We start from the raw sequence: 14173 nt of genomic DNA on the forward strand, positions 1-14173 counted from the left end.
GGCCTCGCTTTTCTTTTTGGGGAGCTAAATGTTTTTTACTTCTAAGCCAGCTAGCTGATGCCAATAGCCATTGCATTGGCGGCTTTCGAGTTTTTCAGGGTTGTCGCCGTGCTCGTTTGAGCGAAAATGCTCTAACTCAGAAAGTGTACTCACACCGAGAGGGCTTAATCGGACCACATCAACCAGCCCTTGCATGCTTGGTAAGTCATTGATCAGGTTGTAACAATACCCTGATTGCGTTTGAATGCCGTTAAGGTTAAAGACTTCTTGCCCTTCTTGGCTGCTGACCTGGATACCCGTAGGGTATTTGATACAGCAGGTTTCGCAATCGTCTTTCGCTCGGTTTTCAGCTCGGGCTGTGAAACAGCGAGCGGAATATGCTAAAGGCAAATAACCGTGGCTAAATACCTCAATTTCAAACTTGTTACGAATACCAAGCTCGTCACACTGAACTAAAGTATCGTTTAACCATTCGCGAGAGAGCTCGACAGGCATGCACCAACGCATCATACCTTGCTTCAAAAATAAGTTGAGCGTGTGTGCGTTATAAGTATTGATTGCAGGACCAACGACGAAAGGCACTTTATGCTCTGATGCTAATTGAACCGCCGCTACGTCATTAGCCTCAATGGCGAAGTCACCGTTATTGATGTACTTCTTCATGATGTTTACTTCACTCGGTGCTTCCAGTAGCGCCATCGTAGAGATAACGACTTGCTTGCCAGAGGAAGATAAGTCTTTGGCGATTTCCAACCAGTGGGCTGGTTTCATTTCTCTGCGTTTAGAGCAAACCGATTCACCCAGGTAAATAATGTCTGCAGAGCTTTGTTTTGCTTGTTGGTAGAAGGCTTCTACATCTTGTTTTGGCCAAAAATAGAGTAGTGGGCCAAGTGCGTATTTCATTGAGTTATCCATCTTAACCTCTACTGCCATTTACGGTGGTAAGCACCTAGGGTGGTTTGCGTTCCTTCTGACACATTTGCGAGCGTCGCATCCCATGCGGCTTCAACTTGGTAAGCTTCTGGGTTGGCTTGGTAGCGATCGATCGCGGCTCGCCATGTTCGAGTGACTTGCTCTACGTAAGCTGGGCTGCGTTGGCGCCCTTCAATTTTTACAGACGCGACATTAGCGGCAAACAGTTCTGGCAGCATCGAAAGGGTGTTCAAACTGGTTGGCTCTTCCAGAGCATGATAGCGTTTTTTCTCACCATCAATTTCTGTTTCAAAACGACCTTTACAAAGTGTAGGGTAGCCCGCGTTTTCTCCTGCGCAGTAGCGGTCAATTAGGATATTGTTTAGACGAGACTCAAGACCTTGTTCAGTTTCTTGCCAACGAACGTATTTGGCAGGAGAACAGGCACCCACAGTGTTTGGTGACTCACCCGTCATGTATGATGACAAATAACAACGGCCTTCGGACATAATACAAAGGCTACCAAAAGCAAAGACTTCTAATTCGACATCGCTAGTGATGTTGCGCGAAAGCTGTTTCACCTGATGAATCGATAAGACGCGAGGTAGTACCACACGTTTTACGTTGAAGTTTTGTTTATAAAAATCAATGGCTGCGACGTTAGTCGCTGATGCTTGCACTGAAAGGTGTAGTTCCAGATCGGGATATTTGCGAGCCGCGTACTCCAGCACTGCAATGTCTGCAACAATCAGCGCGTCCACACCCAGTGCCGCAGCATTGTCTACCGCGTTCGTCCAGCGCTCGAAGCCATTGGGATGAGCGAAGGTATTCAGCGCGACATGAATTTTTTTGTCGCGGTCGTGAACGTATTGCACCGCTTTTTCTAACTTTTTGCCGTTAAAGTTGAGGCCAGCAAAGTGACGGGCGTTGGTATCATCTTTGAAGCCAATGTAGACGGCATCGGCACCGCAATCAATCGCAGTTTTTAACGCAGGCAGGTTACCCGCGGGACACAAGAGTTCCATATGCTCACAATCATTGAGAATAAAAAGGTGTCCGCATTTTATGAAGAATTATGAATAGCGAAATTGACCTAAGTTAGGTTTAGCTCAATAAAGTCGATATTTACCCCTTGAGGGTAAGGATATCGAGTCGGGGTTAGTTCTTGTGACGACGATTCTGTACAAACAGCTCTTCAATTTCATGTTTTGGCTGTGGGCGATAAAAATGGAATCCTTGAATCGCATTACATTGAAGGTTAGAGAGCAAAGTAGCTTGCTGGTGGGTTTCCACCCCCTCGGCAACGACCGTCAAGTCGAGTGACTTACCCAGATTAATGATGTTTTCAATCACAGTGACCTGTTTGGGTAGCGTGTCGATATCGTTAATAAACGCGCGGTCGATTTTCAGCTCGTCGATAGGGAAGCGCGCTAAGTAGGAAAGGGAAGAGTAACCAGTACCAAAGTCATCGATAGAGAGGGCGAAGCCCAGTTTCTTAATCGCATTCAGCATTTGCAGTGTATGTTCGCTATCACTCATCACGGCACTTTCGGTTAGCTCGAAGGTAATGCAGCTTGGATCAAGCTCGGTAGTGCGAAGCAACTTTTCCATAAAGTCGATCAGCTGTGGGTTACCAAATTGCTCGGGAGAGAGGTTGATAGCGACACGACCTGGCAGTATGCCTTGTTGTTTCCAACGTTTTACCGTATTGAAAACATCACGCATCACGACGCGTCCAAGATGTTCGATTAACCCTGCACGCTCGGCGACAGGAATGAATGAACCTGGGCTAATGTAACCTTCGACAGGGTGTTTCCAACGAACGAGCGCTTCGGCACCGTTAATGCTGAAGTCACGCGCGTTAACCTTTGGTTGATACCACACCTCCAAACCGTTCTGCTGCAATGCTTTTTGCAGTTCGATTTCAAGCCACAAACGCATGCGCGCTTCTTTGTTCATCTGGTCGTTAAATTTGATCAGGCGATTTCGGCCACGATCTTTGGCTTCATACATCGCAGTATCAGCATTTTGTAGCAGGATTCTCGCATCTTGCCCGTCTTCAGGGTAACGAACGCTACCAATTGAGCACGCAAGGCGTTTGCTGAAGTGGTGTAAATCGAAAGGCTGGTTGATCAACGAGATAATGCGATCTGACAAAATTTCAGCCATGCGGGTATTTTCTGGTTCTGGCAGAATGACGCCAAACTCATCGCCACCCAAATGACCAATAATCGCTTGATTTGGCAGTAATCGTTTAAGACGGGCCGATACCTCTTGAATCACTTTATCGCCAATGTGGTGACCAAGTGAGTCATTAATATTTTTGAAGTTATCGATATCCAAATAGAACACCAGAAGCGGTGTTTGCTTTTTGATCAGCTGTTCCAAACGTTTGGTGAAGCCAAAGCGGTTGTAGAGTTTGGTGAGCGAATCAATGTGTATGTCTTCATTCGATGCAGAAGACAAATTCTTGGGTGTATCGTCAGCGTCTTGGATCAAGATGATTTGAGACTCGCTGCCTAATATCGCCGTAGAATCTGCGTGTAACTGAACTTTTCGTTCAAAGCCACATCTCGCGCTGGTTAAGCAAACAAACGGCTTGTCAGAAATTAATGCACTCAAACGATGACTAAACACTTTCTTGCTGTTTTCATCGATGAATAGACGGCTGAGCTCCTCGCCTAGCAACTCATGGGGAGAGTTCAGTCCCAGAAGGCGTGCTGATGCAGGGTTGGCAGAGATGATAATGTCATCTTCGATAAGCAGCAGACCGTCAGGCAGTAGTTGTGTTAATTTCGCAAACTTACTTTCGGACTCCTCTAAGGAGCGTACGAGGATCTGCTTTTCTGAAGTATCCACGGCGTGAAAAACGACAAAGCGAATTTCGTTACCTTCAAAAACCGGTGACAGACTAAAGTGCAGGCTGGTTTCAAGGTCGGTTTCATCGAGGGTGATTTCGGCTTCGACATGCGTTCCTTTGAATGCACGCTGATAGTAAGGGGCCAGCTTTTTATAAAACTGCTCACCCAGTACCTGGCAATCGTTTAAGCCGATGATTTCCTCATGACTTAAACCTGCGATATCGCAGTAACGGTCACTTACCATTCGATAATTGTGTTTTTTATCAAGAATGGCAAAGAAGAAAGGGCTATTTGAGGTTAGCGTGGCAAACCAATGTTTTAATTGCTGGGAAGGCATTAGGGTATTACCGATCTCCAATGAGCCAGATTATTCGTCCGTGTATAAAAAGCGACACCCTGATAAGCCTGCGGCGGTCTACTATCAAGTCACAGTATCGCTTGCCATTAAAGGGCTCGCGGTTTTAACTTTACAGTCGACAATCACATGGATACGCTCAGATAACTATAACTTTGAAAATACGGTTGTAAAAGTGTTTATCCACCTGTTCGCATCAATAATACACGTAACTTCAAAAAAAGAAGCGTTAGTGAACAATAATCCACCAATCTAAAATAAGCACTTTATTGATACATAACAGTAATCTCATTGCCACGATTGCTTAATATAGGCAACCTAATGACAAAGTAACGGATAATGAACGTGTTAAACAAGATTCGCAGTCAACTAGTAAAGAACGCAGCTAACATTTTGCGTTCTCCAGTCCAGTTATTACCACAGCCAATTCAGCAAAAAGCATTGCTGGAGGGGCTAAAAATGGTGTTTAAAGAAGCCTTGGAAGATGGTGACTTTGAGTTCCTTGAAGACAAGTGGTTAAAAGTTGCGATTAAAGACTTGAACTTAGCATGGTACATCAGCTATCAAGACGAAAAATTAGTGGTAGCTGAAAAACCAGTTCAGGAAGATGTGAGTTTTAGTGGTAATCTAAACGACCTAGTACTGATTGCTGGTCGTAAAGAAGACCCTGACACACTGTTCTTCCAACGTCGCCTTTCAATTGAAGGCGATACTGAGCTTGGCTTAGAAGTGAAAAACTTAATGGACAGTGTCGACTTAGAGCAGTTACCGAAAGCAATGCAAGTCGCTTTGAATCAATTGGCTGATTTTGTTCAGAAAGGGGTTCAAGCGCCAGCACAACCAACCGGAGTAGCGAATGCTTATTCGAACTGAAGCCCCTGCGGACATTCTTACCATTGACCGCTTATTGAAACACGCCTTCCCGACGGAAGCTGAAGCTAAGCTTGTGATGCGTTTGCGCGAAAACAGCAAATTCACACTTTCCTTAGTCGCGTGTACAGATGAGGGAGAGGTAATAGGCCATGCTTTATTTAGCCCAGTGACCTTAAATGGTGAAGATTTGTCGTGGCAAGGGCTGGCGCCATTGGCTGTTCATGAAGATTACCGTCGTCAAGGCATCGCTGCAGAGTTGATCAAAGAAGGTTTTGATTCACTTCGTGATTTTGGCTATCCAGTGTGTGTGGTGTTGGGCGATCCTGATTATTACGCGCGCCAGGGTTTTCAATCATGCGACGAGATGGGATTCGAATGCGCTTGGGATGTTCCTAAAGGTGCATTTCGTATCGCAGAGTTGGTCGAAGGTCAATGTGCCGGACTCTCCGGACGCATAGATTACGCGCCAGAGTTCTCTGAACTGTAAATGAAAGAAGCCCACTAACTCAGTGGGCTTCTTTCTTAGTTCATTGAAAACTGAGATAGGGAGATTAGGATGACTGGTCACTTTTCTTCTTACCCCAAACCTCTATTTTTGCTGTCTTACTTAGCCCTAAAACATTGAGTTTTCTGCTGCCCCAACTGCTGTAAGTCATTTCAATCCGTTTTAGCTTCGCTTCTTTTGAGCCAGGAAGGCTCCATGCACGAGTCGATAATCCACTTGTTAGCACACCCATAGAGGTTAGCTTTTTCTCACTACCGTCCGTCATCACGACTTTTAAGTCGTTAATGTCTACCGTGCCCTGCATACATTTCAGTTTAATTTTACTGAAGCTGCGATTTCGGAATAGGCTATTTGGTGTCACGGTATCCGTTTCTGTTTGGAATTTGACGGTTTTCGTTGCAATCAGCTCCCACTCATCGCTGCTATTAGCAAAAACACTCATGCTGGTGGTGGCTACCAGTGCGCAAAGCAGCAGTGTAGGTAAGAATTTCATAATGTACCTCATATGTTATACCTACGGTGTGGCCATTGTCATAGGCAGAACAGTTCAATCATTCCAATGTATTGAGGTGTTCCTTGAAGTCCTTTAGGTATAATCACGATTATTTGTTAGGATTGCCCTCGTTCAAATAGGTGACGGAAAATGTCAATTAACGAGAAACAGTATTTACACGAAATGGGCATCAGCACATGGGAGCTGGTACACCCAGATAGATTGGCAGGTTACCAATCGCCAAAAATCGATTTGCAAAGTTCTTGCAAACTCCTGTTGATCTCTCCGGTATGTCCAGAGAATGAGACGGCGGTTTTGTTTGAAAACATCCTAAAGAGTATGAAGTTAACGCTTGACCAAGCGTTACATATTGAGCCAGAGCGATTTCCATTACTTGGCCAGCACGAGCTTGAGTGGGTTTGGTTTGCTGGGTGTGAAGCCGAAGTATTGCCTGACACTAAACCGCTGACATCGCCATTGTTGCAAGATGTGGATGGGAATACCCAACAAAAACGTGCACTTTGGCAACAGATTTGTTCTTACAACAATTCGAGCAAATAAGCATTAATCCCCGTTTTACTGCAATTGGTATTGCACATGAACCCCTAGGTAAATAATGACAACTAAAATCTTACCAATGTGCGCTGAGCACTTAGATCAAGTTTGGCAAATTGAGCAGCAAGCACACTCGCATCCGTGGGCAGAGTCTTTGGTACGTGATTTATCCAGCCGTGGAGCATGTCATCATGTGATGCTCGATGGCGAGATGGTGATTGGCTACTTCTATGCGCAGAATATTGTCGGTGAAGTTACGTTGCTGAATATTGCTATCGCGCCGCATCTTCAGGGTAAAGGCTATGGTCAAAAACTGTTGGATGCGTTCTTAGAACATTGTGAGCAATCAAAAGCGGAGAGTGCTTGGCTTGAGGTGCGAGAGAGTAATAAGCCTGCTATTTATATTTATGAACAAGCTGGATTCAATGAAGTTGATCGACGTCATAACTATTACCCTGCGAAAACTGGCACGGGAAAAGAAGATGCGATCATCATGAGTTATCTCTTCTTTCACTAACGTTAACGCATCCCATAAGGGAAGTCGCCCCTAAAGCGATCAGTTGCCCCTGAGGCAATAATAAGCGAGAATACCGCGCAATATTGAATCTAAAAAGCGTGTTTGCTTTTCGAGCAAGCATTCAGACATCAAAGAAGACCAGTTTCATGTCAAATACACCTTTTCTAAGCGAAGTGTCTAAACGTAGAACGTTCGCTATTATTTCTCACCCGGATGCGGGTAAAACCACCATTACTGAAAAAGTCCTTTTATTCGGAAACGCGATTCAAAAAGCAGGTACGGTTAAAGGTCGTGGTAATGCACAGCACGCAAAATCAGACTGGATGGAAATGGAAAAGGAACGTGGTATCTCGGTAACCACGTCTGTGATGCAGTTCCCTTACAATGATTGCCTGGTAAACCTACTTGATACTCCTGGACACGAAGACTTCTCGGAAGATACATATCGTACTCTAACGGCAGTCGACTCGTGTTTGATGGTTATCGATGCTGCGAAAGGTGTCGAGGATCGTACTCGTAAGCTGATGGAAGTAACCCGTCTACGCGATACGCCAATCGTGACCTTCATGAACAAACTTGACCGTGACGTTCGTGATCCAATGGAAGTATTGGACGAAGTAGAAAACGAATTGGGCATGATGTGTGCGCCTATCACGTGGCCAATCGGCTGTGGTAAAGAATTTAAAGGTGTGTACCACATTCACCGTGATGAAACGATTTTATACGAATCTGGTCACGGTCATGAGATTCAAGAAGTTCGAATCATCAAAGGTCTAGATAACCCAGAGCTTGATGAAAAAGTCGGTGCAGGCCTTGCGGAAAGTGTTCGAGAAGAGCTTGAGCTTGTTATGGGTGCTTGCCCTGAGTTTGATTTGGAAATGTTCTTAACGGGTGACCTGACGCCAGTTTACTTCGGTACCGCATTAGGTAACTTCGGTGTAGACCACATGCTAGACGGTCTAACAGAGTGGGCACCAGCACCGAAAACGCGTCAAGCGGTTGAGCGTGAAGTTGAAGCGACAGAAGAGAAGTTCTCTGGTTTCGTATTCAAGATCCAAGCAAACATGGACCCGAAACACCGTGACCGTATCGCATTCATGCGTATTGTATCGGGTACTTACACGCAGGGTATGAAGATGAACCACGTTCGTCTTGGCAAGCAGGTGAGTATCTCTGATGCAGTAACCTTTATGGCTGGTGACCGTTCACGTGCAGAACACGCTTACGCGGGTGACATCATTGGTCTGCATAACCACGGTACTATCCAGATTGGTGATACCTTTACTCAAGGTGAGTCACTGAAGTTCTCTGGTATTCCGAACTTTGCCCCGGAACTGTTCCGTCGTATTCGCCTGAAAGATCCACTAAAGCAGAAACAGCTACTAAAAGGCTTGGTGCAACTATCAGAAGAAGGTGCGGTACAGGTATTCCGTCCACTACAAAACAACGACCTGATCGTTGGTGCCGTTGGTGTACTTCAGTTCGATGTTGTTGTGGCTCGTTTGAAGTCTGAATATAACGTTGAAGCGATTTATGAAGGCATTAACGTTGCAACTGCGCGTTGGGTTGAGTGTGATGATGCGAAGAAACTGGATGAGTTCCAACGTAAGAACCAAGCAAACTTAGCATTGGATGGTGGTGATAACCTAACGTATATTGCGCCAACAATGGTTAACTTAAACTTGGCGAAAGAGCGTTTCCCTGATATTGATTTCCGTGCGACGCGTGAGCACTAATCAAAAAGCGGTTTGGGTAAGCTTTAACGCAAACTAGATTTTAAAACGCCCTTGGCTATAAACTTAGCCAAGGGCGTTTTTTATAAGGATGAGGTATGAACTGGTTTAAACGAGGATTGAAGCGTTACGACGACTGGTGCAAGGAGATGGGGCTAACCCCCGATCAAAAACGCAGCTGCGTTCCGTATCGAAAAGATCCTGCCCATCAAAATGAAGAGAACAGTGAAGCTCTGCTATTTTCTGATTCTCAGTTTGTCGGTACAGATAAAAAGTCTCAAGATGAAGCTCTTTGATACCCATTGTCACTTTGACTTTGATGTATTCCAAGGTGACTTTGCACATCAACTTGAGCTAGCTCAAACGCAAGGCGTGACAAGAATTCTGATTCCTTCAGTGGGACCTCAAAACTGGGCTCGTATTCAAACCTTGGCAGATCAACATGCCAATTTGTATTACGCCCTTGGGTTTCATCCGTATTTTCTTGAAGATAACGTCGAGCAGCACTTTGCTGAATTGGAACATTATCTAAAACAAAATGCTCCCCAGTGCGTGGCAATAGGAGAGTGTGGGCTAGATTTTGCCATTGATGTTGACCCACAGTTGCAAGAAAAGACACTTGAAGTTCAATTTGAACTGGCTAGACGCTTCGAACTCCCAGTTATTTTACATAGCCGAAAAGCGCACAATCGCCTTATTCAAATGGTTAAAGCGGCGAAGCTCCCTCGGGGTGGTGTGCTACATGCTTTCTCTGGGAGTTATCAGCAAGCAATGGAGTGGGTCAAATTAGGTTTTTTTATCGGTGTAGGAGGAACCATCACCTACCCAAGAGCGAAGAAAACGCGCGACGCAATTCAAAAATTACCACTCAAACATCTCGTGATCGAAACAGATGCACCGGATATGCCTATACTTGGGTATCAAGGGGAGTCGAATCACCCAGCCAAACTCATTCACGTCTTTAATGAGCTCGTAGAGTTGCATAAGGGTCCAAAGCAATCGATTGCCTCTCAGTTATGGAAAAATAGCAATTTTGCTTTCTCGATATGTGAATAAAATCTAAAGATGTGGTTTGAAATAGAAAACGTTTTCCTGCTTATTGTGAATTAACTCACAAAGCTGGCTGAATCAATCATGAATCTTATAGGAAAGTGTGAGGCTGGCATTACTTTAATTGATTCTGCATGAGTATAATTGCTCCCGCTTTATAGCTCCATTTTGTAACACGCCAATAAATAACTTATAAGGAAGTCATAAACTATGAGCCTGTTTATGAGCCTAATCGGTATGGTAGTGCTTCTTGCGATTGCAGTGGCATTTTCTAATAACCGAAAAGCTATCAATCTAAGAACTGTGGGTGGCGCATTCGCTATCCAATTCGCATTAGGTGCATTTGTTCTGTATGTACCTTGGGGCCGTGATCTACTAAACGGTTTCTCTTCAGGTGTTTCTAACGTTATCAACTACGGTAACGATGGTTCATCATTCCTGTTCGGTGGTCTTGTTTCTGACAAGATGTTCGAAGTATTCGGCGGCGGCGGTTTCATCTTCGCATTCCGTGTTCTTCCTACACTGATCTTCTTCTCTGCACTGATTTCAGTTCTTTACTACATTGGCGTTATGCAATGGGTTATCAAGATTCTTGGTGGCGCACTACAAAAAGCGCTGGGCACTTCACGTGCGGAATCAATGTCAGCAGCAGCAAACATTTTCGTAGGTCAAACAGAAGCACCTCTAGTTGTTCGTCCATTCGTTCCAAAAATGACTCAATCAGAGCTATTCGCGGTAATGTGTGGTGGCCTAGCTTCTGTTGCTGGTGGTGTACTAGCGGGCTACGCTTCAATGGGTGTTCCACTAGAGTACCTAGTAGCAGCATCATTTATGGCGGCACCAGGTGGTCTACTATTCGCTAAAATCCTTCACCCAGAGACTGACCAGCCTCACGAAAGTATCGAAGAAGCGATGGACGGCGGCGACGACAAACCAGTAAACGTAATCGACGCAGCAGCGGGCGGTGCGGCTTCTGGTCTACAACTTGCGCTTAACGTAGGTGCAATGCTAATCGCATTCGTTGGTCTAATCGCGCTGATCAACGGTATGCTAGGTGGCATCGGTGGTTGGTTCGGCATGCCAGAACTAACGCTAGAGCTAATCCTAGGTTACGCATTCTCTCCACTAGCATTCCTAATCGGTGTTCCATGGGCTGAAGCAGTAACTGCTGGTTCATTCATCGGTCAGAAAATCGTAGTGAACGAATTCGTTGCTTACTTGAACTTCACACCATACCTAGGTGAAAACGCTCAAGTAATCGCGGCAACTGGTGAAGTAATGTCTGAGAAGACAACAGCTATCATCTCATTCGCACTATGTGGTTTCGCGAACCTTTCTTCTATCGCGATTCTACTTGGTGGTCTAGGTAGCCTTGCACCAAACCGTCGTAGTGACATCGCTCGCATGGGTGTTAAAGCTGTTCTTGCAGGTACGTTGTCTAACCTTATGGCAGCGACAATTGCAGGCTTCTGCTTAAGCCTTGCAGCACTATAATTAGAATCGGTTCTTAATATATAGACGCCGTTTTACATCATGCCCTGTAGCAAGAGATTGCTGCGGGGCATTTTTCGTTTTTCGGGCTCTAAAATTTCACCGGGTGCCGGACTCAGTCTATGAGTTACGCAGCCGATGGAATAGGGGCTAGGAAATTTTGAGATACAAACCGTTTGCGCTCTATTTGGTGCTACAGTTTTGCGGTGAAACTCTATAATGTATTAATCACAGGATAGTGGTTAAGGTTGATACTTAATCACGTAATGAATATTACATAATCGATGGGCAAATGACTTGCCCAGCAATATCAGATCTAATAGGCGTTTTGCTGTGTGATGTGATATTAAAGACACCGCAATCATAGATTGTTGTGCCATAGGCCAAACTGGTACTGTGCGGTGACAAGGATAGCAATTGGCATATGAAATTTTCGCTGTATATGCCGAGTCTTCAGGGAACCAAGTCCGTTCATTAATAGACTGTTTAGCTATTTACTCACATTGTCTCGACTTGTTGATTATAGTTAGAGACGTGATGTAAGGCTGAGTAGTGAATTTTTTGAATATTGATCGGAGATAGAAATGAGCGATTTAAAAGCAGCAGCGCTACGTGCACTTAAACTTATGGACCTAACTACGTTGAATGACGATGACACTGATGCAAAAGTGATTTCATTATGTCATGACGCGAAAACAGCAGTAGGCAACACAGCTGCAATTTGTATTTACCCTCGCTTTATTCCTATTGCTAAGAAGACACTTCGTGAGCAAGGTACGCCAGAGGTTCGCATTGCAACAGTAACGAACTTCCCACACGGTAACGACGACATCGAAATCGCTGTTGCTGAAACAAAAGCGGCGGTTGCTTACGGTGCAGACGAAGTTGACGTTGTTTTCCCATACCGCGCACTAATGGCGGGTGATGAGAAAGTAGGCTTCGAACTAGTTAAGCAATGTAAAGAGGCTTGTGGTGATATTCTTCTTAAAGTGATCATCGAAACGGGTGAACTAAAAGAAGAAGCACTAATCAAGAAAGCATCTCAAATCTGTATTGAAGCAGGTGCTGACTTCATTAAAACTTCAACTGGTAAAGTGCCAGTAAACGCAACACCAGAATACGCACGCATGATGCTTGAAGTTATTCGCGACATGGGTGTTGCAGAAACTGTTGGTTTCAAACCAGCAGGTGGTGTGCGCACTGCTGAAGACGCAGCTGCATACCTAGCAATGGCTGACGAAATCCTAGGTGACAACTGGGTTGATGCCCGTCACTACCGTTTCGGTGCGTCTAGCCTGCTAACTAACCTACTAAATACATTAGAAGTGACAGACGAAACTGCTGATCCAGCAGCGTACTAATCCCAATAATATGTCTGAACGGTAGCACCTAAACGGGTGCTACCAAACCTCTTCTATCCTACTTAACCATGGCTCACTGAGAGCATGGGAGGCACTAATGTATTTACCACAAGAAATCATTCGTAAAAAACGTGACGGTGAAGTACTTACCGCAGACGAAATCAACTTCTTTATTCAAGGCGTAGCAAATAACACCGTATCTGAAGGTCAGATCGCGGCGTTTGCTATGACGATTTTCTTCAATGAAATGACCATGGATGAGCGCATCGCCCTAACGTGTGCAATGCGTGATTCGGGCATGGTTATCGACTGGAGCCACATGAACTTTGGTGGCCCAATTGTCGACAAACACTCTACTGGCGGTGTGGGTGACGTAACGTCTTTGATGCTTGGCCCTATGGTGGCAGCATGTGGCGGTTTCGTACCAATGATCTCTGGCCGTGGTCTTGGCCACACAGGCGGTACGCTAGATAAGCTTGAGTCTATTCCAGGCTACAACATCACACCAAGCAACGATGTGTTTGGGCAAGTAACTAAAGACGCTGGTGTGGCGATCATCGGTCAAACAGGTGACCTTGCTCCAGCGGATAAGCGTGTTTACGCGACTCGTGATATTACCGCAACCGTAGACAACATTTCTCTGATCACGGCTTCCATTCTTTCTAAGAAATTGGCGGCGGGTCTGGAGTCGCTAGTGATGGACGTTAAAGTCGGCTCTGGTGCATTCATGCCAACTTACGAAGCGTCTGAAGAGCTAGCAAAATCAATCGTTGCAGTAGCAAACGGTGCGGGTACTAAGACCACTGCAATCCTGACAGACATGAACCAAGTATTGGCCTCTTCGGCAGGTAATGCGGTGGAAGTTCGTGAAGCGGTTCGTTTCCTAACGGATGAATACCGTAACCCACGCCTACTTGAAGTCACCATGGCTTCTTGTGCAGAAATGCTGGTACTTGGCAAACTGGCTGAGAACACAGAAGACGCACGTGCGAAGTTGATGGAAGCGCTAGACAACGGTAAAGCAGCAGCATGCTTCGGCAAGATGGTTGCTGGTCTTGGCGGCCCAGCAGACTTCGTAGAAAACTACGATAACTACCTAGAAAAAGCGGAAATCATCAAGCCTGTTTACGCGACGGAAACGGGCATTGTTTCAGCAATGGACACGCGTGCGATTGGCATGGCTGTCGTTGCTATGGGTGGTGGTCGCCGTGTTGCTACTGATGAAATCGACTATGCCGTAGGTTTCGACGAGTTCATCCGCTTGGGTGAAGTTGCAGATAGCGATAAACCTCTTGCCGTTATCCACGCTCGCAGCGAAGAGCAGTGGGAAGAAGCGGCAAAAGCACTGCGCAGTGCAATCAAAGTAGGTGGTGAGTACACACCAACTCCAGAGGTTTACCGCCAAATTCGTGCAGAAGATATTTAATAGAACAAGTAATTACACAAGGCCTACTCAACCATAATAAA

Annotated in this window: 14 protein-coding genes; 10 read left to right on the forward strand and 4 right to left on the reverse strand. The window is 45.4% G+C overall.

Going from position 1 to position 14173, the window contains the following annotated elements:
- Positions 1-24 precede the first annotated feature (24 nt).
- From MSG33_RS13010 to MSG33_RS13020, 3 genes are all read right to left on the reverse strand, one after another.
- Positions 25-903, reverse strand: coding sequence for a U32 family peptidase (locus MSG33_RS13010; protein ID WP_248381421.1), 879 nt, complete (start codon positions 901-903; stop codon positions 25-27).
- A 20-nt stretch (positions 904-923) separates the two neighbouring features.
- Complete coding sequence (locus MSG33_RS13015; RefSeq protein WP_124008478.1) at positions 924-1937, reverse strand: peptidase U32 family protein; 1014 nt, start codon at positions 1935-1937, stop codon at positions 924-926.
- A gap of 133 nt (positions 1938-2070) precedes the next feature.
- The gene (locus MSG33_RS13020) at positions 2071-4110 is read right to left on the reverse strand and encodes a bifunctional diguanylate cyclase/phosphodiesterase (RefSeq protein ID WP_005394646.1); all 2040 of its coding nucleotides are present in this window, start codon (positions 4108-4110) and stop codon (positions 2071-2073) included.
- A gap of 363 nt (positions 4111-4473) precedes the next feature.
- Here MSG33_RS13020 and MSG33_RS13025 point away from each other — a divergent pair, with 363 nt between their 5' ends.
- Positions 4474-5001 (forward strand): SCP2 domain-containing protein, encoded by a 528-nt coding sequence (locus MSG33_RS13025; protein WP_005394645.1) that lies wholly within the window; start codon positions 4474-4476, stop codon positions 4999-5001.
- Positions 4985-5488, forward strand: coding sequence for an N-acetyltransferase (locus MSG33_RS13030; RefSeq protein WP_104970909.1), 504 nt, complete (start codon positions 4985-4987; stop codon positions 5486-5488). Before MSG33_RS13025 ends, MSG33_RS13030 begins: the two co-directional genes overlap by 17 nt.
- A gap of 64 nt (positions 5489-5552) precedes the next feature.
- On the opposite strand, the gene MSG33_RS13035 is transcribed toward MSG33_RS13030, so the two are convergent.
- Positions 5553-5999, reverse strand: coding sequence for a hypothetical protein (locus tag MSG33_RS13035; protein WP_164666315.1), 447 nt, complete (start codon positions 5997-5999; stop codon positions 5553-5555).
- A 150-nt stretch (positions 6000-6149) separates the two neighbouring features.
- Here MSG33_RS13035 and MSG33_RS13040 point away from each other — a divergent pair, with 150 nt between their 5' ends.
- The 8 genes from MSG33_RS13040 to deoA all read left to right on the forward strand — a co-directional run bounded on the left by MSG33_RS13040 (position 6150) and on the right by deoA (position 14132).
- A complete protein-coding gene (locus MSG33_RS13040; protein ID WP_005394642.1) occupies positions 6150-6560 on the forward strand; it encodes a DNA polymerase III subunit psi in 411 nt (136 codons plus the stop codon).
- A 55-nt stretch (positions 6561-6615) separates the two neighbouring features.
- Complete coding sequence (gene rimI, locus MSG33_RS13045; RefSeq protein ID WP_005394641.1) at positions 6616-7071, forward strand: ribosomal protein S18-alanine N-acetyltransferase; 456 nt, start codon at positions 6616-6618, stop codon at positions 7069-7071.
- Positions 7072-7217: 146 nt separating this feature from the next.
- The gene (gene prfC, locus MSG33_RS13050; protein WP_012841453.1) at positions 7218-8807 is read left to right on the forward strand and encodes a peptide chain release factor 3; all 1590 of its coding nucleotides are present in this window, start codon (positions 7218-7220) and stop codon (positions 8805-8807) included.
- A 95-nt stretch (positions 8808-8902) separates the two neighbouring features.
- The gene (locus MSG33_RS13055) at positions 8903-9100 is read left to right on the forward strand and encodes a DUF5363 family protein (protein WP_046875042.1); all 198 of its coding nucleotides are present in this window, start codon (positions 8903-8905) and stop codon (positions 9098-9100) included.
- Entirely contained in the window at positions 9087-9860 is a 774-nt protein-coding gene (locus MSG33_RS13060) for a TatD family hydrolase (protein ID WP_248381253.1), read from the forward strand. Before MSG33_RS13055 ends, MSG33_RS13060 begins: the two co-directional genes overlap by 14 nt.
- A 204-nt stretch (positions 9861-10064) precedes the next feature.
- The gene (locus MSG33_RS13065) at positions 10065-11348 is read left to right on the forward strand and encodes a NupC/NupG family nucleoside CNT transporter (RefSeq protein ID WP_006742377.1); all 1284 of its coding nucleotides are present in this window, start codon (positions 10065-10067) and stop codon (positions 11346-11348) included.
- A gap of 581 nt (positions 11349-11929) precedes the next feature.
- On the forward strand, positions 11930-12706 hold the full coding sequence (deoC, locus tag MSG33_RS13070) for a deoxyribose-phosphate aldolase (protein ID WP_006742378.1): 777 nt from the start codon (positions 11930-11932) through the stop codon (positions 12704-12706).
- 97 nt (positions 12707-12803) lie between these two features.
- Positions 12804-14132 (forward strand): thymidine phosphorylase, encoded by a 1329-nt coding sequence (gene deoA, locus MSG33_RS13075; RefSeq protein WP_248381254.1) that lies wholly within the window; start codon positions 12804-12806, stop codon positions 14130-14132.
- Positions 14133-14173: the final 41 nt, after the last annotated feature.

The organism is Vibrio sp. 1CM7H (assembly GCF_023161645.1).
GTDB classification, from domain to species: Bacteria; Pseudomonadota; Gammaproteobacteria; order Enterobacterales; family Vibrionaceae; genus Vibrio; species Vibrio diabolicus.